The organism is Exiguobacterium alkaliphilum, from assembly GCF_018138125.1.
Lineage (GTDB): Bacteria > Bacillota > Bacilli > Exiguobacteriales > Exiguobacteriaceae > Exiguobacterium > Exiguobacterium alkaliphilum.
In genome coordinates, this window is sequence record NZ_CP073101.1 from 203,682 (window position 1) to 226,298 (window position 22,617).

At 54.9% G+C, this 22,617-nt stretch carries 16 protein-coding genes; 7 read left to right on the forward strand and 9 right to left on the reverse strand.

Annotation, left to right across the window (positions count from 1 at the left end; translation table 11 throughout):
* Positions 1-22: 22 nt before the first annotated feature.
* The 9 genes from mnhG to KB235_RS01160 all read right to left on the reverse strand — a co-directional run bounded on the left by mnhG (position 23) and on the right by KB235_RS01160 (position 8,808).
* Entirely contained in the window at positions 23-382 is a 360-nt protein-coding gene (gene mnhG, locus KB235_RS01120) for a monovalent cation/H(+) antiporter subunit G (protein ID WP_211780165.1), read from the reverse strand.
* A complete protein-coding gene (locus tag KB235_RS01125) occupies positions 369-644 on the reverse strand; it encodes a Na(+)/H(+) antiporter subunit F1 (RefSeq protein WP_211780166.1) in 276 nt (91 codons plus the stop codon). Before KB235_RS01125 ends, mnhG begins: the two co-directional genes overlap by 14 nt.
* Entirely contained in the window at positions 644-1,120 is a 477-nt protein-coding gene (locus tag KB235_RS01130) for a Na+/H+ antiporter subunit E (RefSeq protein WP_034816920.1), read from the reverse strand. The genes KB235_RS01125 and KB235_RS01130 overlap by 1 nt, the downstream gene beginning before the upstream one ends.
* A complete protein-coding gene (locus KB235_RS01135) occupies positions 1,117-2,607 on the reverse strand; it encodes a Na+/H+ antiporter subunit D (RefSeq protein ID WP_034816922.1) in 1,491 nt (496 codons plus the stop codon). The genes KB235_RS01130 and KB235_RS01135 overlap by 4 nt, the downstream gene beginning before the upstream one ends.
* Complete coding sequence (locus KB235_RS01140) at positions 2,600-2,938, reverse strand: Na(+)/H(+) antiporter subunit C (RefSeq protein WP_034816924.1); 339 nt, start codon at positions 2,936-2,938, stop codon at positions 2,600-2,602. Before KB235_RS01140 ends, KB235_RS01135 begins: the two co-directional genes overlap by 8 nt.
* Entirely contained in the window at positions 2,938-3,375 is a 438-nt protein-coding gene (locus tag KB235_RS01145; RefSeq protein ID WP_034816925.1) for a Na(+)/H(+) antiporter subunit B, read from the reverse strand. Before KB235_RS01145 ends, KB235_RS01140 begins: the two co-directional genes overlap by 1 nt.
* Positions 3,372-5,780 carry a Na+/H+ antiporter subunit A gene (locus KB235_RS01150; protein ID WP_211780167.1) on the reverse strand — a complete coding sequence of 803 codons (2,409 nt, stop codon included), beginning with the start codon at positions 5,778-5,780 and terminating at the stop codon, positions 3,372-3,374. The genes KB235_RS01145 and KB235_RS01150 overlap by 4 nt, the downstream gene beginning before the upstream one ends.
* A gap of 444 nt (positions 5,781-6,224) precedes the next feature.
* The gene (locus KB235_RS01155) at positions 6,225-7,916 is read right to left on the reverse strand and encodes a glycoside hydrolase family 13 protein (RefSeq protein ID WP_211780168.1); all 1,692 of its coding nucleotides are present in this window, start codon (positions 7,914-7,916) and stop codon (positions 6,225-6,227) included.
* A 136-nt stretch (positions 7,917-8,052) separates the two neighbouring features.
* Positions 8,053-8,808 carry an alpha/beta hydrolase gene (locus KB235_RS01160; RefSeq protein WP_211780169.1) on the reverse strand — a complete coding sequence of 252 codons (756 nt, stop codon included), beginning with the start codon at positions 8,806-8,808 and terminating at the stop codon, positions 8,053-8,055.
* A gap of 396 nt (positions 8,809-9,204) precedes the next feature.
* Here KB235_RS01160 and KB235_RS01165 point away from each other — a divergent pair, with 396 nt between their 5' ends.
* The 7 genes from KB235_RS01165 to KB235_RS01195 all read left to right on the forward strand — a co-directional run bounded on the left by KB235_RS01165 (position 9,205) and on the right by KB235_RS01195 (position 22,556).
* Entirely contained in the window at positions 9,205-12,723 is a 3,519-nt protein-coding gene (locus tag KB235_RS01165) for a chitobiase/beta-hexosaminidase C-terminal domain-containing protein (RefSeq protein WP_211780170.1), read from the forward strand.
* A 76-nt stretch (positions 12,724-12,799) separates the two neighbouring features.
* A complete protein-coding gene (locus tag KB235_RS01170) occupies positions 12,800-14,050 on the forward strand; it encodes an NAD(P)/FAD-dependent oxidoreductase (protein ID WP_246514287.1) in 1,251 nt (416 codons plus the stop codon).
* Between the two features lie 103 nt (positions 14,051-14,153).
* Positions 14,154-14,762 carry a hypothetical protein gene (locus KB235_RS01175; protein ID WP_235193437.1) on the forward strand — a complete coding sequence of 203 codons (609 nt, stop codon included), beginning with the start codon at positions 14,154-14,156 and terminating at the stop codon, positions 14,760-14,762.
* A 91-nt stretch (positions 14,763-14,853) separates the two neighbouring features.
* A complete protein-coding gene (locus KB235_RS01180; RefSeq protein WP_211780171.1) occupies positions 14,854-16,938 on the forward strand; it encodes a heparinase II/III domain-containing protein in 2,085 nt (694 codons plus the stop codon).
* A 115-nt stretch (positions 16,939-17,053) separates the two neighbouring features.
* On the forward strand, positions 17,054-19,063 hold the full coding sequence (locus KB235_RS01185) for a catalase (protein ID WP_211780172.1): 2,010 nt from the start codon (positions 17,054-17,056) through the stop codon (positions 19,061-19,063).
* A 147-nt stretch (positions 19,064-19,210) separates the two neighbouring features.
* Entirely contained in the window at positions 19,211-20,395 is a 1,185-nt protein-coding gene (locus KB235_RS01190; RefSeq protein ID WP_211780173.1) for an MFS transporter, read from the forward strand.
* A gap of 109 nt (positions 20,396-20,504) precedes the next feature.
* Entirely contained in the window at positions 20,505-22,556 is a 2,052-nt protein-coding gene (locus KB235_RS01195) for a PAS domain S-box protein (RefSeq protein WP_211780174.1), read from the forward strand.
* The last annotated feature ends 61 nt before the right edge of the window (positions 22,557-22,617 follow it).

The following is a 22,617-nucleotide window of genomic DNA, read 5'->3' on the forward strand; positions in this document are numbered from 1 at the left end:
ACACTCCCCGCTGTGGAGAGTGTCAGTTTACGTCTTTTCGTTCTTCCGGGTATTTCTTTTTCAAATCGTCCTGCGTCGTCAAGTTAGAGAGCGGGACCCCGGTCCGGTAGGCGGCACGGGATACCATCAAGGCCGCGAGCGGTGCCGTCAAGAAGACGAAGATGATCGTCAGTAGAATCTTGCCGGAGAACATCCCTTCCGCGAACAGGAAGTAGAGGAACGTCCCGACCATGACGGTGATGACGCCGAGCGTGGCGCTCTTCGTCGCGGAGTGCGTCCGTCCGTAGACGTCCGGGAAACGGATAAAGCCGATTCCCCCGACAAAGCTGAGGAATCCACCGATGAGACAAAGAATCGCAACAATCCATTCAATCGCGGTCAAAGATATCCCCCCTCTCAATAAATTTCGACAAGGCGATCGTCCCGATGAACGCTAAAATCCCGATGACGAGGATGACTTCGGCGTACGCGATCGTCTCTTGAAGGATCATCAAAATCCCGATGACCCCGATGAGCGTGATGCCGATTGCATCGAGCGCGACGATGCGGTCCGGCATCGTCGGCCCTTTCACGGTCCGCATGAACGAGATGACGAGCGAGATGGACATGAAGAACAAGGCAATCATGAGCAACACTTTAAACATTAGTGCGTCACCTCCATAATCGCTTTCTCAAACGTGTCGTGAATCTCTCGAATCATCTGTTCCTTATCCGGGACGTGAATCGAATGGACGAAAATCGACTTTTTGTCTTCAGCAAAGTCCATCGAGAGCGTTCCCGGCGTCAGGCTGATGAGCGACGCGAGGAGCGTCAACTCCCAGTCCGACTTGAGCTGTGTCGGCACCTCGATGATGCCGGGCTCGATATCGAACTTCGGGCTGAGGAGCACCTTGACGACATCGATGTTCGACATAATCAATTCCTTGATGAACAAGGCGATCAGCTTGAACGCGGCGAAGACGCGACGCATATAGAAATCGAAATGGAGGAAGCGACGCAAGACGAACAGGATGAAAATCCCGACGATATAACCGAGCAGGAAATCGACGCCGGTATAGCTATTCCAAAGCACCGCCCACATGATGGCGATGACGGTGTTTAACACGACTTGGAACGTCATGCGCCCCCTCCTTTCAAGACTGAATCAATATAAATCGACGGATCGAGCAACTGGTTCGACGCCTCGAGGAAGAACGAGAGAATCGGCTGGGCCGCGACACCGAGCACCGTCGTCAAGATGACGAGCGGGATGGCCGGGAGCAACAAGTCGCCGACTTTTGTCTTGCCTTGGGCTTTCGTGTGCTTTTGCTCGCCCCAGAACACGTACATGAAGATTTTAATCATCGAGAAGAGCGTCAACATCCCGACGGCGAGTGCGATCCCGCCGACGACGTATTGCTCCGTCTCAAAGCTCGAGACGACGAGTGACAGCTTACTGACGAAGCCACTGAACGGTGGAATCCCGGCGATGGCGATTCCGGTGATGAAGAACATCCACCCGAGAAGCGGGTGCGTCTTCAACAAGCCGCCCATCTGTTTCAAATCGGTCGTCCCGGTGATCCGTTGCGCTGTCCCCGCATAGAGGAAGAGCGCCGTCTTCACGATGATGTTGTGGACGATATAATAAATCGCCGCCGCAATCGCGAGACTCGTGTAAAGCCCGAGACCGATGACCATATAACCGACCTGCGACACGATGTGGTACGACAGGATGCGCTTAAAGTCGAAGTTCGAGACGGCTCCGAGCCCACCGATGACAATTGTGATCGCCCCGACCCAGATGAGGATCGGCTGCGTGAACTCTTGATTGTGCGGGAAGATGAGCGTGAACGTCCGGATAATCGCGTAAATCCCGACTTTCGTCAACAAGCCACCGAATAAAGCGGCGACCGCGGCCGGCGGTCCATAGTAGGAACGCGGCAACCAGAAGTAAAGCGGGAACAGCGCCCCTTTCATTCCGAAGACGACGAAGTAGAACATTGCAATGACGTTCAATACCCCGACCTGCTCGAGCTCGGCGACACGCTCGGCGAGTTGCGCCATGTTGAGCGTACCGGTGACCGCGTACGTGAACGCCATCGTCGCGATGAACAAGATCGAGGCGAAGATGTTCATGACGACGTACTTGAGCGACTCACGGAGTTGATAGTTCGTCCCGCCCATGACGATCAAGACGTAAGACGAGATGAGCATGACTTCGAAGAAGACGAACAAGTTGAAGATGTCCCCTGTCAAGAAGGCACCGTTCACACCCGTCAACAAGAAGAAGTAGAACGGGTAGAAGTAGAACTTTTCACGTTCCGGCGCAATCGTCCGGAAGGCGAAGAAGAGACAGAGCAGTCCGACGATGGCGGACATGAGCACCATGATCGCCGCGAACAAGTCCGCGACGAGCACGATCCCAAACGGTGCCGACCAGTTACCGACTTCTAACACGACGACGCCCTCGGTTCGGACGACGCTTAGGAGGTAAACCGCGACACCGAGCATAAGAATCGACGTCAATCCGCTCAGGAAACGTTGCAATCCGATTTGCTTCGAGAACAAGATCAAGATCGCCCCGATCGCGAACGGGATGAGGAATGGGAGTACGAGCAAGTTATTCATCGGCTGACCCCCTCAACTGTTCTAAATCGTCCGTCTTGAACGCTTTGTACGTCCGGTAAGACAAGACGAGTAAAAATGATGTCATTCCGAAGCTGATGACGATTGCCGTCAAGACGAGTGCCTGTGGCAACGGGTCCGCATACGCTTCTGAATTTAAATCAAGGAGCGGTGGTGTCCCGCTCTGTAGTCCCGACATCGTCAGGAGTAAGAAGTGCGCCCCGTGCGACAGCAAGATGAGTCCGAGCACGATTCGCAACAAGCTTTTCGTCAGTAACAGGTAAGTGCCGACCATGAAGAGGACACCGACCGTAATCGACATGAGTATTTCCATTACGAAACATCCTCCGCAATCGCTAAAATTATCGTCAGGGCAATGGCTACGACGACCAAGTAGATACCGAGGTCAAACGGGAGCGCCGTCGACAGCTCGGTATTTCCGAGTACCGGCAAGTCGTAGTATTCAAAAAACTGGGTCAAGAACGGGTAGCCGAACAGCATACTCGAGACGCCCGTAAAGAGGGCGACGAGCAAGCCGACGGCGATCATCGTCGTGAAGTTGAACGGGATCGCTTTTTTCACACGCTTCATGTCAAAACCCAAATACATGAGGAGAAGCGCACTCGCCGTCATCAATCCACCGATGAACCCTCCGCCCGGGCTGTTGTGCCCGGCGAAGAACAGATAAATCGAGAATGCGAGCAAGATGAACGTGACGACCCGCGTGATGCTATGGAGCATCAAGTTGCTGGCTCTCACTTGTCTCTTCATACGTCTTCTCCTCCTTTCAAGCGTAGTTTAATCAAGGTGACAATCCCGAGGGCCGCGACGGCCAACACGAGTACTTCGAGCAACGTATCAAGTCCACGGAAGTCGACGAGGATGACGTTGACGACGTTATAGCCGCCGGCAAGTTCTTTCGCGTTCTCGAGGAAGTAATCTGAAATCGATTCAAAACCGGCCTCGTTCCCGAGCGCTGCCGAACTAAGAGCGACGAGCGTCATCGTGACACCGACCCCAATCGAGATGAGGAGGTTCGCCACGTTCAAACGCGGCGTGAACTTCTCTTTCCGCATCTCCGGCAAGTGGTAGAACGCGAGCATGAAGATGACGAGCGTCACCGTCTCGACGAGGAGCTTCGTGAGGGCAAGATCAGGCGCCCGGAACACGATGAGCAACAGCGCGAGCAAGAAGCCGATGACCCCGACGACGATGACCGCCGTGATGCGGTGGTTCAAGAACGGGATCGTGACGATTGCCCCGATGAGGAGCGGGATCAAGATCCACATGAACGGCTCGATCACGCTCGTGTTTGCCGTGTCGATGGCGAACGCATCGAATCGCCAGAACGTGTAGCCGACGAGGAGCAGCATGAACGTGAAGATATACGCGAAGTAGTCACGCAACAGCCCCGTCATTTGCAGGCGTGTGATCCACTGCGAACCTGACGTGAGACCAGTGAGCGCATTGTCATAGAACCAGTTGAACGGATCACGCTCACGGTTATAAATCGCGAGTTTCATCCAACGGTGCATGAGATAGAACAAGAACGAGGCGATCAAGACGACACCGAGCGTCATGAGCAGCTCTGTGTTGACCCCGTGCCAAATCTTAATATCGACGACGAACTGTTCCCCTTCCGGCAAGAGCGTCGGCAAGATCGCTTGTTTCGCCGGCTCGATAATCGAGTACGACAACAAGTTAGGGAACAAACCGAAGACGATGACGAGGACGACGAGAATGATCGGGCTGATGAGCATCCCGATCGGCGCCTCGTGCACCTTCCGTTCATAGTTGCTCGGCTCGAACTTTCCACGGAACGTGTGGAAGAACATGATCAAGCTGTAGAGGAACGTGAAGATACTCGCAATCCAGGCGATGAGCGGGAACATGAACCCGAGTGAGCCGACGTCGAACGCTTCGAAGTTACGAACGTTCAACATCGCCGAGAAGAACTTCTCTTTACTCAAGAATCCGTTGAACGGCGGGAGGCCCGCCATCGAGGCGAGACCGATGAGCGAGACGGTGAACGTGATTGGCATGACCGTCATCAAGCCCCCGAGTTTGCGGATGTCCCGCGTCCCCGTCTCGTGGTCGATAATCCCGACCGCCATGAAGAGCGCGCCTTTGAACGTCGCATGGTTGAACAAGTGGAACACCGCGACGAGAATCGCTTGCGAGTAGATCGGGTCATCTGCCCCACCCGTCAGCGCGGCCGAGCCGACACCGAGGAGCGACATGATGAGACCGAGCTGACTCACCGTCGAGAAGGCGAGAATCCCTTTCAAGTCCTTTTGTCGGACGGCTGAGATTGAACCCCAAAGGAGTGTCACGAGTCCGACGATGGACAGCGTCCAGAACCAGACGTTCGAGCCGCCGAACACCGGCGTCATCCGAGCGACGAGATAAATCCCGGCCTTGACCATCGTCGCCGAGTGCAAGTATGCACTGACCGGCGTCGGGGCTTCCATCGCGTCCGGCAACCAGATGTGGAACGGGAACTGGGCCGATTTCGTGAACGCGCCGAGCAGGACGAGGAGCATCGCCGGTACGAAGAGCGGGCTCGCCTGGACGACATCGACGTTCTCGATGATTGTTCGGATGCTGAACGTGCCCGTCATTTGATAGAGCAACACGAATCCACCGAGCATGGCGAGTCCGCCGGCCACGGTGATGAGCATCGATTTTTGGGCACCTTTCGTCGACTTGTCTTTATGGAACCAGTAACTGATGAGGAGGGCCGAGGCCATGCTCGTCACTTCCCAGAACACGTACAAGACGATCAAGTTGTCCGATAAGACGACGCCGAGCATCGCGCCCATAAAGAGCATCAAATAGACGTAGAAGTTACCGAGCCGCTCTTTCTTCGATAGATAGAAAATCGAGTACAAGACGACGAGCGACCCGATTCCGGTAATCAACAGGACGAACAGCATACTCAGTCCGTCTAAATAAGCGGTGAACTCAATACCGAGTGCTGGAATCCAGGACACACTCGTCTCGACGACTTGTCCGGACGAGATGACCGGTAGCCAGTTCATGAAGTAGATGAACAAGGCCGTCGGCAACAACCAGACGAACCATCCTGTATGAATTTTTGAAACGTACTTAAACAAAAACGGGATGATGAGCGCGAATAAAAAAGGCGATAAAATCACCCAATGCAGTGCGGACAAAGTGTTCCCTCCTTCAAATTTTCTCATTATGCCTTGTAAGGTAATCTTTTACATTAGTGAATGCAGATTCCTTTTCTCTGATTGCGATTGATGGCATCGAATATCTTACCTTTCATACCCGATTTTCTTGCCCCTCAATCTCGAACATCATTTTGAATGCTCTCTCAATGTGTTGTTGATTCCCAGTATAGCTTACTTTTCCGTCCGTTTCATCTCTCCTGCTCGTTTAAATTCGAATTCACGTGACCTTGTTAATAAGAAGAGACCCGATATTTTTTTCTTTTATCACCGATTTATATAAACCTTAAATTGGAATTTAATTTACTTTTAAATACATAAATGGTTCGCTAAAATCTTTTATTTTCAAACCTGTTACAGCGTAAGGTTGTCTAAAAACGACAAAACGGACACTCTCCTCAGCTAGGAAAGTGCCCGTAAGTCGGGTCAAAGGCGATACAATCTCGCCTCGAACGGTTTCAATAGAAACGTCTCGGTATCAATCGGTTCCGGGTCAAGCTCATTCGTCAAGACGAGCGTACCCGTCACGACGTCCGGAAGCGTCACCATCGTCGGATTGGCCGTCAAATTCGTGACGATTAAGAAACGCTTGTCCTCGAACGCCCGCTCATAAACGAACGCTTGGCGATGATCCGGCAACACGTCACGATAGCTGCCGTACGTGAACGTCTCCTCCGCGCGACGGAGACGAATCATCGTCTTGTAGAACGATAAGATGGAGTGGGCGTCCTTCGCCTGGGCCTCCACGTTTAGCGTCTCGTACTCTTCATGGACCGGCATCCACGGCGTCACCGTCGAGAACCCCGCGTGTGGCGAGGCGTCCCATTGAATCGGGGTCCGGACGTTGTCGCGCGACGTGCCCCACACTTGTTGCATCGAATCGATTTCGCTCATCCCGTTCGCGATGCGCTCGAAATACTCGTTCTTCGTGGCGACGTCATCGTAGTCATGAATCGACGGGAGCGGCACGTTCTTCATCCCAATCTCTTGCCCTTGGTAAATGAACGGCGTCCCGTGCATGAAGAAGTACATCATCCCGAGCGCGGTCGCGCTCTCGCGCCAATAGTGATTCTCGTCCCCGACGAGCGAGACGGCACGGACCATGTCATGGTTCTCGATATAGAGTGCGTTCCACCCTGTCTCAAGTAGCCCTTGTTGCCACTTGTCGAAAATCCGTTTTAGCTCGACGACATCGAGCGGGGCGAGTCGTGACTGTCGCATGATGTCGACGTGATCGAAATGGAACGCCATGTTCATCGCCCCGTTATCCGGTCCCATCCAAAGGTCCGCCGCTTCCGGCTCAATCCCATTCGTCTCGCCGACGGTCATAATGTCATAGTTCGCGAACGTTTTGCGCTTCATCTCTTGCAAGTACTCGTGGATGCCATCGATATTGGAATACATCGAGAAGGCCGTCACGTACTTCTTTCCGTCCGGTGACGGCAGCATCGTGTCCGTCGGCTTCTTTTTGATGTGGCTAATCGCGTCGACACGGAAGCCGTCAATGCCTTTGTCGAGCCACCAGTTGATCATGTCGTAGACGGCCGTCCGCACGTCCCCGTTCTCCCAGTTGAGGTCGGGTTGCTTCTTTGAAAATACGTGTAAATAATACTGGTTCGTCTCCGGGTCGAGCTCCCACGCCGAACCGCCGAAGATGCTCGCCCAGTTGTTCGGCGGCTCGCCGCCTTGCCCGTCCCGCCAGATGTACCAGTCCCGCTTCGGACTGTCTATGGACTGTCGTGACTCGACGAACCACGGGTGTTCGTCTGACGTATGGTTGACGACGAGGTCTAACAGTAGCTTCATCCCCCGTGCGTGAACCGCCTGAAGCAACGCGTCGAAATCCTCCATCGTCCCGAACTCTTCCATGATGCCTTGATAGTCCGAGATGTCATAGCCGTTGTCATCGTTCGGTGACTTATACATCGGGCAAATCCAAATCACGTCGATGCCCAAATCCTCGAGATAATCGAGCTTCTCGATGATTCCGCGAAGGTCGCCGATCCCGTCCCCGTTCGAATCGTTGAAACTGCGCGGATAGATTTGATACGCGATCGCTTCTTTCCACCATGTGCGTGTGACCGTCTGTTGCTCCACTCGTCTGAACGCCGTCTCCATACGTCAAGTTCCCCCTAGTGACTGTAGTCAATGTATTAGACAGATACATACCTGTTTTTCGATAAATCTAATCTTACAATAGCATTGGTGCAAGCGTTTGCAAAGTAAGACGGCACAAAAAAATGTAGTCCGACGACTACATTTTCGAAACAGACGAAACTTGTTCACAATACGAGGAGATGAGCCCGGAAAGCCGCTCTCGGTCATTGTCCATCGTCGCCACATGATAGGATTGCTCGAGTACGGCACGCGCTTTCGGACCTCTCACTTGTTCGTATAACCAGACCGAGTCTTCCGGCGGCACGACATGGTCAACCGCCGAATGGATGACGTATGTCGGGACCAAGACGCGCGACACGTGCGGGCGGACGTCTTCGATTAAGGCGAGCAGCTGTCGAATCGCCGATGTCGGCACTTTGTCGTAGACGATTTCATGAACTCCTTCCGCCAAAATGTCAGGCTCGTCCTCGTCGATAAATCGACAAATTCCGTCCGCGGCGTGGCAGGCATAACCCGGTACCGACAACGCGGCGTTAATCGTGACGATGGCGTCGACGTGACCTGCGAGCGCGGCCTTCAGCGCGAGCGTTCCACCCATCGATTGTCCGACGATGATCACGTGACGACATCGCTCTCGTAGAAGACGTACCCCATCGATGACCGTCTCGTACCAATCGTCCCGCGTCGACCGTCTAAAGTCCTCTAGGTCGGTGCCGTGTCCGGCGAGACGCGGTGCGTACACCGTAAACCCACTCCCCATCAAGTCGAGGGCGACCTCGTGGACACTTTGGGGCGTCCCGTTGAATCCATGACATAACAGGATACCGGTCTCGTTTCCTTCATAATAAAATGCGCCAGCTCCCGGGATGACCGGGTAAGTCGTTGTCGTCATTCATGTCCTCCTTTTCAATCCTCAGTTCACCGATACATTTAATTTGTATTAGAGAATTGTAAAAGTTGCGCCTGATTCCGTCAACACTATTCGACAAACTAAAAACCGATTTTCCTTTGTCATCAAAATGTAATATGAACTTCGCGTTAAGAGGATTGAGTTCTGACGTCTGCTTGGTTATGTTTAACATGTAGTTTAAAAGTTGGTAAATGATAGCGAATTGCACCATTCCTGATGAGGGGAATCATCTCAGGCACATATCGTAAAGTAGAATAATGTAAGCGCTATCATTTATCTTGTCGTGTGGTGTGAGGGGGGCAACTAAACGGGACAAGTGACGTTATATTCAGCAACACGCGTATCAGCCATCTTACATAAATAAGGGAGACTAGAAACATGGGGATTCAACCATCACGCTCGTTCAAAAAAATGACAGGACTCGCCTTGTCTGTCGGACTCATCGCGAGCAGCTTGACGCCGATCGCGGCTAACGTTCAAGCAGAAGGACTGAACGCAACAGATTTATTCATCTCGGAGTATGTGGAAGGGTCAAGCAACAACAAAGCCATCGAACTGTTCAACGGAACGAGCTCGGTCATCAACCTTGCGGACTATAAGCTCGAACTGTATACGAACGGTAGCGCGACCGTCGGCACGACATTGAACTTAACGGGGACGCTTCAACCAGGAGCGACGTACGTCATCGTCAACGGAAGCGCGAGCGATGCGCTTAAAGCGAGGGCGAACGTCACGAGCGGCGTGACAAACTTCAACGGCGACGATGCGCTCGTCTTGAAGAAAGGCACGACGGTTCTCGACGTGTTCGGACAAGTCGGTTTCCGTCCGTCACCGAAGTGGGGTACGACGGTTTCATCTGTCGATCAGACGCTCGTCCGTAAAGACACGGTCACGACTGGCGACGCGAATGGCAGCGACGCATTCGAGCCAGCCAACGAATGGAACGCACTTCCAATCGATACGTTCACGAACTTAGGAAAACATACGTTCCAAGGCGTTGAATATGGGGATGGCGGCACAATCGAAGAACCACCGGCACCGGTGACACCAATCTCCATCGCGGATGCACGCACGCAAGCAGACGGCGCGACGGTCACGGTCAAAGGAATCGTCACGGCGAAGCTCGCGAACACGATTTCGATTCAGGACGCGACAGGCGGTCTGTCGATTCGACCGACTTCCCTCGCGGTCAACGTTGGCGATGAGGTCGTCGTGACGGGCGCGCTCGGGTCATACCGTGAACTCCTTCAATTGAACAACGCCGTCGTCGTCTCGAAACAAGCGACCGAAGTACCAGCCCCGCAAGTGTTGACGGGTGAGCAAATCAATGAAGACGTCGAATCTGAACTCGTCACCGTGAAGAACGTGACGCTCTCTGGTAGCGGACAAAACTTGACGGCGACGGATGGAACGAAAGAGTTCGTCGTCCGCGATGAGCGCGGCATCCTCGACCTCCAGACAGGCGTCAATTACTCGACGATCACGGGCGTCGTGCAACAGTTCGATAACACGTACCAAATCATCCCGCGCAGCGTCGCCGATACTGTCATCGATTCATCGGTTCTCCGCCCAGCCATTGCGGCACCTGGCGCCGGCACGTTCGTCGGGCCACAAGACGTTACGCTCTCGACGACGACGGCGGACGCCGAGATTTACTACACGCTCGACGGGTCGGACCCGAAAGTGAACGGTACCCGCTACACGGCACCGATTCGCATCGAATCATCGCAGACGTTGAAGACGGCCGTCAAAGCAAACGACACGTTCAGCGCCGTGACGACATATGACTATAAGATCACGGATAAGATTCGCATCCACGACATTCAAGGCGCAAGCCATACGTCACCGATGAACGGACAGACGGTCGAAGGTGTCGAAGGCATCGTCACGTACTCGTTCGTCTCAAACGGTACGACATACTATTACATCCAAACACCGGACATGGAAGCCGACCAAGACCCACGAACGTCTGAAGCCATCGTCTTGTACGGCGGACGCTCGATCCCGGGCATCCAAGTCGGTGATCTCGTCAGCGTGAAAGGTCTCGTCAGCGAATATGCGATCGAAGGCTATAGCGACCGCCAGCAGACGGACATGAAGATGACGCAAATCGACACACGTAACGGCAAAGTCGACGTCTTGAAGAGCGGGGTGAAGCTCCCGACACCGGTCAAGATTGACGAGTCGAACTTACCGACCGAGTTTATCGACAGCGACGCGCTCGCCATCTTCAACCCGGACAAAGACGCCATCGACTTCTGGGAAAGCCTTGAAGGCATGCGCGTCGAGACGGGCAACTTGAAGTCGGTCTCGCCGCAACAGTACGGGGACCTCGTCACCGTGCTCGAAAGCACACCGACAGAGACGTTCAACGGCGGTATTCTCCTGAAGAAAGATGACGCCAACCCAGAACGGATCCAGTTCCGTCTCGAACCGAACGTCGAAGCGCGTGAGTTCGACGTCGCTACGGGCGACTTGTTCAACGGACCGATCGTCGGGGTCGTCGGATACTCGTTCGGCAACTATAAGATTCAAGTCGGGCTCGATGAGATGAAGTCTGCCTTCGTGAAAGGTGACGCGAAACGGGAGACGACGTTCATCCAAGCAGAAGAAGACAAGTTGACGATCGCCTCGTACAACCTCGAGAACTTCTCGAACAACATAAAAGAGACGTCGGACGACAAGGCGCTCAAGCTCGCGAAAGCGTTCGTCGAAGAATTGAACAGCCCAGACATCATCGGGGTGACCGAGGTCCAGGACAACAACGGCCAAAGCGCGGGAGATGCAGCGGCTGACCAAAGCTACCAGCGCTTGATTGACAACATCGTCGCTGTCGGCGGCAAGACGTACAAGTACGTCAATATCGACCCGGAAAACAACAAAGACGGTGGCGCACCGAACGCCAACATCCGCGTCGGTTTCCTGTATGACCCAGAACGCGTCTCGCTCACAGAAGGTGCGCCAGAAGGTGACGCGACGACGGCTGTCGGCTATGAGAACGGGAAGTTGACGCACAACCCAGGACGCATCGACCCGCTCAACCCGGCGTTCAATAGTTCGCGTAAGCCGCTCGCGGCCCAGTTCGACTTCCAAGGCGAGAACGTCATCGTCATCGCCAACCACTGGAACTCGAAAGGCGGCGACACAGGCTTCTTCGGTTCACAGCAACCGGTCGTCCTCGGTAGTGAAGTCCAACGTAAGAAAATCGCACAAATCGTCCATGATTTCGTGGCGGATGTGAAAGCCGACAACCCGGATGCGAACGTCGTCGCGCTCGGTGACTTCAACGACTTCGAGTTCTCAGACGCCATGCAAATCTTCAAGGGCGACTTGATGACGAACATGGTCGAGAAAGTGCCGGCTGCGGACCGATATTCGTACGTCTATCAAGGCAACTCGCAAGTGCTTGACCACATCCTCGTATCGAACCGTCTCGCTGCTTCGACGGAGATTGATATGATTCACGTCAACGCCGACTTCACAGAGATGTCGGGCCGCGCGAGTGACCACGATCCGGTGCTCGTCCAAATCGACTTGAAACCTGAGCCGGAAACGCCAGAAGTCGAATTGAAACGCTACACGGTCGAGAACCATCCGGCCGCACGCCTCGTGCTTCAAGAGGACTTCATTGGAGTTACAATCGGCAAAGGTACGAACTTCAAGAACGGCATCTTCGTCCGTGGCATCCACACGGAACTCACAGGTGACCCACTTAAAAACATCGTCGTTCAAGTGAAGCCTGAGAAAGCCGGTGCCATCATCGACTTCAAAGGTGCGACCGTCAAAGAAGTGATCGTCGACGGGACGAACCTCGCCGAGATTCGCGGCGCGGAGAACGTCAAACGCATCACGTATACGAAAGGTGCTTCCGCTAAAACGGTCGTCATCACCAAATAACGCCTGAACCGCAGACAAACTCGTCTGCGGTTTTTTGTGTTTTCATTTCGCAGAATCGGGGATGTATAGGGAAGATATGAACGAAGCGGAGGATGAACGGATGGAACTGCATAACGGGAACTTGTATTGGCCGACGACGGAATCGGAAGACATCGTGTTGGAGCGCCCGATGAAACGAGAGCGCTACGACGTCCTCGTCATCGGGTCGGGCATGTCCGGCGTGTTGACGGCGTATACGCTTCATCAAGACGGCGTCGATGTCGCCGTTGTCGACAAAGGGAAAGTCGGGGCCGGCAGCACCGCCGCCAACACCGGCCTCATCCAATACTCGAACGACATCATGTTGCACGAGCTCGCCGACCAAATCGGGGAAGCGGATGCCGTCCGCTTCTATCGCCTATGTGCCGAGGCGGTCGACGCCCTTGATGACGTCGCCGCAACCGTCGGGGCGAACGATGTCTATCTGCGCCGGGACAGCCTCTGTTTCGCAAGCTGTGACGAAGATGTCACGAAATTGAAACGAGAATATGAGATGCTTACGAGACATGGCTTTTTTGCCGAGTGGCTTGACCGCGACGCGCTGAAGGCGCGTTTCCCGTTCGAGAAGCCGGCCGCGCTCGTGACGAAAGGTGACGCCGAGGTCAATCCGCTTACCCTTAGCCGTCAAGTCGTGCGTCACCTCTCAAAAGCCGGTGTGCCGTTCTTTGAGGAGACCGAGGTGACGGACGTCGTCCCGGACGGAGACGGTTGGCTCGTGATGACGCCACACGAGACGTTTTATGCGAAGCACGTCATCTTCGCGACCGGATATGGCGCTTCCCCGCTCCTCGATCCCCACCGCATCGAGTTGAACCGGTCCTACGCCATCGCGACAAATCCGCTCCCCCACTTCGATGATTGGGACGGCCAAGCGCTGATTTGGGAGACGAAGCGTCCCTACCTATACGTCCGGACGACCGTTGACGGACGCATCATCGCCGGCGGTCTCGATGAAGAAAAGCCTGAGACGCCGCATAGCGAGGCGCTCATTCGCAAACGCGCCGAACGCATCAAGCAGGAAGTCGAGACGTTGTTTCCGATGTATGAGTTGACAGTTGAATACGCTTGGGCGGCATTGTTCGGGGAATCCATCGATCAATTGCCGTTCATCGGGGAACACCCGGACCGGCCGCACCTGTATTATTTGCTCGGTTACGGTGGGAACGGCACGGTCTACAGCATGCTCGGCTCTCGACTATTAAGTGATCTCGTACGCGGCATCGACAATGACGATACCCGCATCGTCCGACTCGATCGGACGCGACAATCCGACACCGTCCGCCCCTGACGTTCAGGGGCTTTTTTGATACATATCGCAAGGAGTGAACGACATGAGACAGAAAAAGAAAAACAGACGAAAACCAACATGGGTGTACCGTACCCGAAGAGGCTTGCTAGTCCTCCCAGCGCTCGCTTTCGCCATCTACGTCTGGCCGAACGACGCCGAGAGCGAGCCGGAGTCGACGCAGACCGAATCGGTCCAAACGACGGACCGACCGTACACGATAAAAGAAAGTCGAGCCGTCGAAGAAGACGAGACGGTACGCTATGAGTACGACGTCGTCGTGCACGGCCAACCGGACGTGGAGACGCTACAGGCAATCAGTCACGACGTCATCGACGAAGTTAAACACCGCGACACGTTCCAAGCGGCGTTAATCCAATATTACGACCATGAGGCGTACATCGGTACCGACTCACCGCTCGGACAAGCCGTCTTCGGTCCCGGTGGTGACTGGGGACTCGCCGGAACGGTCGCTCCCGGCGATTACGAAGAGATGACGTTCGGGTGGCAGTTGCGCGAGAAAGAGTGGGATTCCCAACTATCCGAGGAAGAAGTTCGCGTATGGCGGGCCTGGAACGATGTGTATGAGACGAAAGCGTCGGACCACCCCGATATCCGTTCACGTGTGACCCGGACCATTTCGACCAAATACGGGATTGATCCGGAAGACGTGCAACAGATCGTCTTAAAACAAAACGTCTGGGCCGCCCTCTAATCAACGGAACAGGCAGGACTTCCCTTCTCCTTCGGCTAATGATAAGGAGAAGGTTTTTGTCGTTTTCGTTGATGTAGAAAGGACGAGATGCATGAGAAGACACCTATGTGCTGTTGTCATCGCCCTATTGGTCGGTTCGTTGTTCCCGCCGCTCGGCGCGGAAGCGGCCGCATCGGCACCGTATCAGCTGAACGTCCGAGCCGGTGCCACGCTCTATCAATTTGTCGGCAAGACGCTCACCCCGAAATCGACATTGAGAGGCGCCAAGACGTTTCAGGCCATCACGACGTCAGGGAGCTATTATCGCGTCACCGATGGCAAGACGACGTGGTACGTCCGAAAGCAAGACGGCACGCTACAGGCGAGTCACCTCTCACGCGCGACATTCTCGTCAGACGCGTACGCCCGGCTGACGCACGAATATATGCGGACGCTCACCCGCGGGGCGTCCCAATATACATATGATGTCCTGTCGCCTACGAACGCCGTCACCCGAGCCGATGCCGCCTTGCGAGGAAACTGGTATATCCCGTCCCCTCCCTACACGCTCCGGGTCCCGAACGTTGATACATATCGATTTGACACGTCGATCCCGAAAGTCGACTCTAATTCGTTCGTCTTTCAAATCCATTATTTCACGACGCTCAACCAACTGACACAAGCCTATACGGTGAACGGACGGGACGAGTACCTCCGTTACGGAAAACGACTCGTTCAAAGTTGGACGAAACAATATCCAGTCGAGGACTATAAGCGCCATACGTGGCCTTATCATGACCACGGGACTGCTATTCGGACGTTTCACCTGCTCAATTTTTGGAACGTCTACCGGACGTCACGTGTGAATGACGACCCGGCGTTCTCGCAACTGTTCGCGAAGACGCTGTATGAGCACGCGACGCTACTAGCGACACCGAGCTTCTATAAATCGAAAAACAATCACGGCATCTTTCAAGACATGGCGCTCACCGCCATCTCCGAGACGCATCGCTCGTTCGATCGTTCCGCCGGCTGGCGCACGCTCGCCACGAACCGACTGACTGCCCAGCTGAATCACAGCCTGAGTGCCGACGGTGTCCATCTCGAGCATTCGCCGTTTTATCAAATCTATATGTATGACACACTCAGCCGCTTCAACGACTGGGCCGCCGCCAATCGCTTCGGATTATCAAGCCGGATGCTAGACGTAAAGGATATGCCGAACGCGCTGACCTATATGCTTAAACCGAACGGAACGTTGCCGATGTTCGGCGACACCCCGTCGCTCGTCCATCATCCGGAGGCCATCCCACACGTCGACCGTTCCCCACACCTGCTTTACGCGATGAGCGGCGGGACGCGCGGAACAGCCCCGACGACACGGGTCGGGCGCCTGTCGGATCAATACGCGTTCTTCCGCCAACATTGGGGCGGACGCGCCGGGGCGTTCGAGGATGCCGTCCACGTCATGATGACAGCCGGCTATCACAGCAACGTCCACAAACATGCCGATGACTTATCGATTGACGTCTCCGGTTACGGACGAGACTTCATCGTCGAGAGCGGTCGCTACGGTTATACGTCCCGACCCGAGCGACAAGCCGTATTACCCGCGGCGGCCCACAACACGGTCCATGTGTCCGGCAAGAGCTTCAATTTGACCTCGAGCAATTTGGGGCGAAGCCGCATCACGTCCGTCGGGGCGTCGTCGACGCAATGGACGGCCGCCGGGACGAGCCAGTTGATCGGGAGCGGCATGGCCCATACGCGTCGACTCGCTTACGACCGGGACGGGACGATGCTCGTCTACGACCGCATCACGAGTCCCGTGACCGCTTCGTTCGTCCAACGGTTCCACCTCGGGGTCGGGTTGAACCGCACCGAGAGCGGGAGCCGTTACGCCTATTTCAAAGATGCCGCAGGACGCTCGCTCCATGTCTTACAGCTTGAAGTCGACGCCACGCCGAAGCTTGCCATCGGTTCGAGCTACGTCTCGTATCGCGATTACGATTGGAAACGACGCAACCAAGTCGCGACGACGAAGCGTGGAAAAGGCGTGACTTACTTGACGCTCCTCCACCTCGGCGAACGACCGACGAAGATTCGCTCGTATACGCTCGAGACGACGGCCCGACACTACATCGTCCGTTACACCTTGTCCGACGGGACGACGAGGACGCTGTCGATGCTACGATGAACCTTCCCCTCTTTTGAAAAAGAGGGGTTTTTTATCGTCCGGTTAGGGAAAACTCGATAAGTAAGCCAAATCGTGGCTTACACGGGTGCGTATACTTAAAGGGGAGGCAACAAACATGGGGAACAAGAAGGAAGAGCAGTTGAAACAACATACGATTGACAACGAGCAACAGGCCGGGCTGACGACGAACCAAGGGCTGAAGATGGCCGAGGACGAGTTCTCGCTCAAGGCGGGTCGGAGGGGACCGACACTCATCGAGGATTTCCACTTCCGCGAGAAGATGACGCATTTCGACCATGAGCGTATCCCGGAACGCATCGTCCATGCCCGTGGCGTCGGGGCGCACGGGGAGTTCCGGTTGTATGAGCCGCTCGCCGACTACACGAAAGCCGACTTTTTGAACGACACGTCGAAAGTGACCCCGGTGTTCGTCCGTTTCTCGACCGTACAAGGATCGCGTGGTTCGGGTGACACCGTCCGTGACGTGCGGGGATTCGCGACGAAGTTCTACACAGATGAAGGCAACTATGACCTCGTCGGGAACAACATCCCCGTCTTCTTCATCCAAGACGCCATCAAGTTCCCCGACCTCGTCCATGCCGTGAAACCGGAGCCGCATACGGAAGTCCCGCAAGGCGGGAGCGCCCACGATACGTTCTGGGATTTCGTCGGCCAAAATCATGAGACGGCCCATATGATCATGTGGGCGATGAGCGACCGGGGCATCCCGCGCAGCCTTCGCATGATGGAAGGGTTCGGCGTGCATACGTTCCGCCTCGTCAACAGTGAAGGGAAGGCCCATTTCGTCAAGTTCCATTGGAAACCGAAACTCGGCGTCCATTCGCAAGTGTGGGACGAAGCGCAGAAAGCGCTCGGCAAGAACGCGGACTTCCACCGCGTCGATTTGTACGAGGCGATCGACAAAGGGGATTATCCGGAATGGGAGCTCGGCCTCCAGCTCATCGCCGAGGAAGATGAGTTCAAGTTCGATTTCGATATTCTCGACCCGACGAAACTGTGGCCGGAAGAAGAAGTGCCGGTGAAACTCGTCGGTAGCATGGTGCTCAATCGAAACGTTGACAACTTCTTCGCCGAGACGGAACAAGTCGCGTTCCACCCGGGCCACCTCGTCCCAGGTATCGACTTCTCGAACGACCCGCTCCTGCAAGGGCGTCTGTTCTCGTATACGGACACGCAATTGTCACGACTAGGCGGACCGAACTTCCATCAAATCCCGATCAATAAACCGGTCTGCCCGTTCCATAACAACCAACGCGATGGCATGCACCAGATGGCCGTCCACAAAGGCCAGACGAGCTATCACAAGAATGCGCTCAACAACAACCAACCCGAGCCCGTCCCTGCCGACCAAGGCGGCTTCGAGCATTACCAAGAGAAAATCGATGGGCATAAGATTCGCGGACGCAGCGACAGCTTCCTCGACTTCTACTCACAGGCGAAAATGTTTTATAACAGCATGACCGACGTCGAGAAACAACACATCCAAGACGCATGCAGCTTCGAGCTCGGCAAATGTGACTCGGACATGGTGAAAACGAACGCCGTCGACTTGTTGAATCGGATCGACCGGCACCTCGCCTCTGTCGTCGCTGACAACATCGGAGTCGAGCTACCGGCTGAGAACAACGAAGTCGTCTCGGACAAGAAGTCCCCTGCCCTCAGCATGGCCAACACGATTTCGAAACCGGACACGAAGAGTGTCGCCGTCTTGTTAGCGGGCGATGTCGATGCCGGGCAAGTGAAGGCGTGGGTGCAAGCGCTCGCTGGCAACAAGGTCAACTATAGCCTCGTCGGCAAGAAAGCATACACGCTCGGCGACTTGAAAGTGAAAGAGACGTATGACACGGTCGACTCGAGCCTGTTCGATGCCGCCTTCCTCGTCAGTGCCGCCAACAAAGTCGAAGACGACGTCCTCGAGTTCATCGAGAACACGTACAAGCACTTCAAACCGCTCGCCCTCCATCTTCACCACGAGGAAGCGCTCGCGAAGTGCCGTGTGGAGACGGACCAGCCTGGAGTATTCTCGTTCCCGGAACACAGTCTCGACGGGTTCGATACGTTTATCGACGGGATTGCCAAAGGCCGATTCTGGGACCGGACTTGATTGAAATCAATTCAGAAGACGTGACCCATCCAACGGGTCACGTCTTTTTCGAGGCGAGGCGATGCGTCCGAACAGACAAACGCGCCCGCTGTTTGCTATACTCCTTTAGTTATGTTTACTAACTATTTATATTAGGAGGCGGGTTCCATGCATTTGGCCACTCAAAAACTTTGGACGAAAGATTTTCTCATCATCTCGCTCGTCAACTTTTTCTTAACACTCATCTTCTTCCTGCTCATGGTCACAATCGGGGTCCACGCCGTCTCGGCCTATGGGGCTTCAACGAGTGAGGCCGGTCTCATCACGGGCATCTTTATTATCGGTACGCTCGTCGGGCGGTTGTTCATCGGGCGGCTCATCGATTCGATCGGCCGGAGGAAGACACTCCTCATCGGACTGACGTTCTTCACCGCCACGATTCTCCTATATTTCGTCGACCTCGGTGTCGGTTTCCTCTTGTTCACCCGCTTCGTGCACGGGCTCGGCATGGGACTGTCGAGCACGGCGACCGGCACGATTGTCGCGCAAGTCATCCCAGCGGCCCGTAAAGGGGAAGGCATCGGCTATTACAGCATGAGTTCGACACTCGCGACCGCGATCGGTCCATTCGTCGGCCTACTCATGAGTCAATATACGAACTTTTCTACGATTTTCTTGCTCTGTCTCGTCATCGGGCTCATCAGCCTCGTCAGCGCCCTGACCGTCAACGTGCCGGAAGCGGACAACCCAAGCATCGTCCGCGGCTTTTCACCGAGCTCGTTCGTCGAACCAAAAGCGTTACCGATCGCCCTCATCATCGCCGTCGCCGCGCTCAGCTTCTCGAGTGTGTTGTCTTACATCAACTTTTACGCGAGCGAGCTCGACCTCGTCGAAGCGGCCAGCATTTTCTTCCTCGTCTATTCGATTGCCGTGCTCTTATCCCGCCCGATTACCGGTCGGCTCATGGACGCGCGCGGGGCGAACGTGGTCATGTATCCGGCCATCGCCGTGTTCGCCGTCGGTTTGCTCGTGTTGAGCCAGGCCACGTCGGCGCTCGGTTTGCTCGTCGCCGGCGCCTTGATCGGCCTTGGTTTCGGGAATATCCAATCCGGGACGCAAGCGATTGCGGTCAAAGCGGCGACGCCTGCACGAATGGGGATGGCCACGTCCACGTTTTTCATCGCCCTCGACGCCGGTCTCGGATTCGGACCATACTTGATTGGCTTGATGATTCCACTGACCGGGTTCTCGATGCTCTACCTCGGTCTCGCAGGGGTCGTGGCTTTATTGCTCTTCTTGTATCACATCATGAACGGACGGCATGAACGCGCCAAGCTAAAACAGGTAGCCTGACAGGACGGAACTTTCGTTTTGTCTTTTTTGAATGTTCACACATTTCTGTTCGACATACGGTAATATGAGAATGACGTGTTGAAAAGTTTTTATCGAAACGAGGGACATCATGTACGCTGACCAGACGATTCATCACCATTCCGCCGCCCTACTTCGAACGTTTGATAAGATTTCGGACTACGTGTTCTTCATGGAAGTCGACGGGGCGACCTATCGATATGTGTTCGTCAACGAGCCCGGCAAACGTGCGATCGGCTGGACTGATGACGACCTTGGGAAGAGCATTGAGGATAAAGTGCCGCCTGAAACGGCCGCGCTCATCTCTCGCTATTACAATCAAGCCATCCGAGAACGAAAGAGCGTCGTTTATGAAGATTATCAACTTGCCGATTCGTTCTATACGGATACGCTCGAATCAGAGGACGTCTTGTCGTTGCCACTGCACTACTTCGAGTCAGAAGTGACGCCGGTGTTTGACGGGGAGACGTGCACGCACGTCATTTCGGTCGTCCGGGAAGTGACCGAACGCAAGCGACGTGAGCTCGAACTGACGATTTTACGTGATCAGCATGAGTCGTTACGCCGTTATTCGCCGCACGGTATTTTTGTCCTCGATCATGATTTCCGCATCAAGTCGCTCAATCCGGCCGTTACGGCGATTACAGGTTACACGGAAGATGACTTGTTGGACCGCTCGTTCATCGACTGGGTCGAGACGTCTGAACGCACAACGGTCGAAGCGGGGCTTCGCCATGCCATGTCAGGCACTCCACACAAGTACGCCATTCGTGGACGTTACCGGTCCGGAGAACCGCTCGACTTGGCAATCTTGAACATCCCGATTGAAGTCGGTGGCCATATTAACGGCCTGTTTGCCATCATCATCGACCACACCCCGGAGAAAGATGCGGAACGGGCGATGCGAGAGAGCGAACGGCGTTACCGCCAATTGATCGAGATGATTCCAGAAGGGATTATCGTGCATCGGGATGGACGCGTGTTATACGCGAACGCCATCGCGCGCTCGACGATTGGCGAGACCGACATGCATCACGAATCAATCTTTCAGTTCATCGCCCCGGAACATCACGAGCGCATCCTAAAGCGACTCGAGGCGCTCCGTCTCGGCGACCCTGTCGATGACACGGAGTTGACGCTCGTCACCCATGGCGGCCAGCGATTACATATGGACATCACGAGCCTCGTCATCGATTACGAAGGGACGACTGCCGTCCTGACCGTGCTCCGTGACGTGACGGAAAAGCGCGAGATGGAAGAAGCGCTTCGTCAAAGCGAGACGCAATACCGTCTCATCACCGAAAATATGAGCGACCTCGTCTGCATGCTCGAGCCGGACGGGACGGTACGCTACGCAAGCCCGTCCCATCTTCATGTGCTCGGTTATACGCCGTCATTTTACGAGGGTAAAAATACGCTCGACTTCATCCATCCTCGCGATGTCGCCTCGACACGTCAAACGCTTCAAACCATCACCGCCGCTTCACCGCTTACGCTCGAGTTCCGACATGCGCACGATGACGGACGATGGATTTGGCTCGAGACGAAGATTCAGGCCATCTATAGCGACGCGGGCACGTTGCTCCACTACTTGACAGTCACCCGAGAGATCATGCAACGGAAAGTTGTCGAGAAACAGTTGCGGCATCTCGCGTATCACGATACGTTGACGGACTTGCCGAATCGCCGCTATTTCCTGGCCTACCTCGACGAGTCGCTTTCTCGGATTGAAGAAGAGGCGGAGGCACTCGCGATTTTATCGCTCGACCTCGACCGATTCAAGCTAATCAACGACACGCTCGGCCATGACATCGGAGACGAGTTGCTCCGTCAGTTGGCCAATCGCCTCACCCACGTCCTCCGTAAGCAAGACGTCATCGCCCGATTCGGTGGAGATGAATTTATCGTCTTGATTCGATACAACGACCCGATCGCCCCGCACCGTGTCGCTGAAAAAGTACTCGCTGCCCTTGAACAACCGTGGCAGATCGAGACGCACGAGTTCGTGACGACATCGAGCATCGGCATCGCCTGTTGTGACGGTGCGACGACGTCGAAGCAACTCTTGAAGCGAGCCGACCTCGCCTTATACGAAGCAAAATCGAATGGACGAAACGGTTACGCCGTGTATGAAGACCGCTGAAAAGCGGTCTTTTTCACGTGAAACATACAATTTTTAGATTAAAAACCGAACATTAAAACGT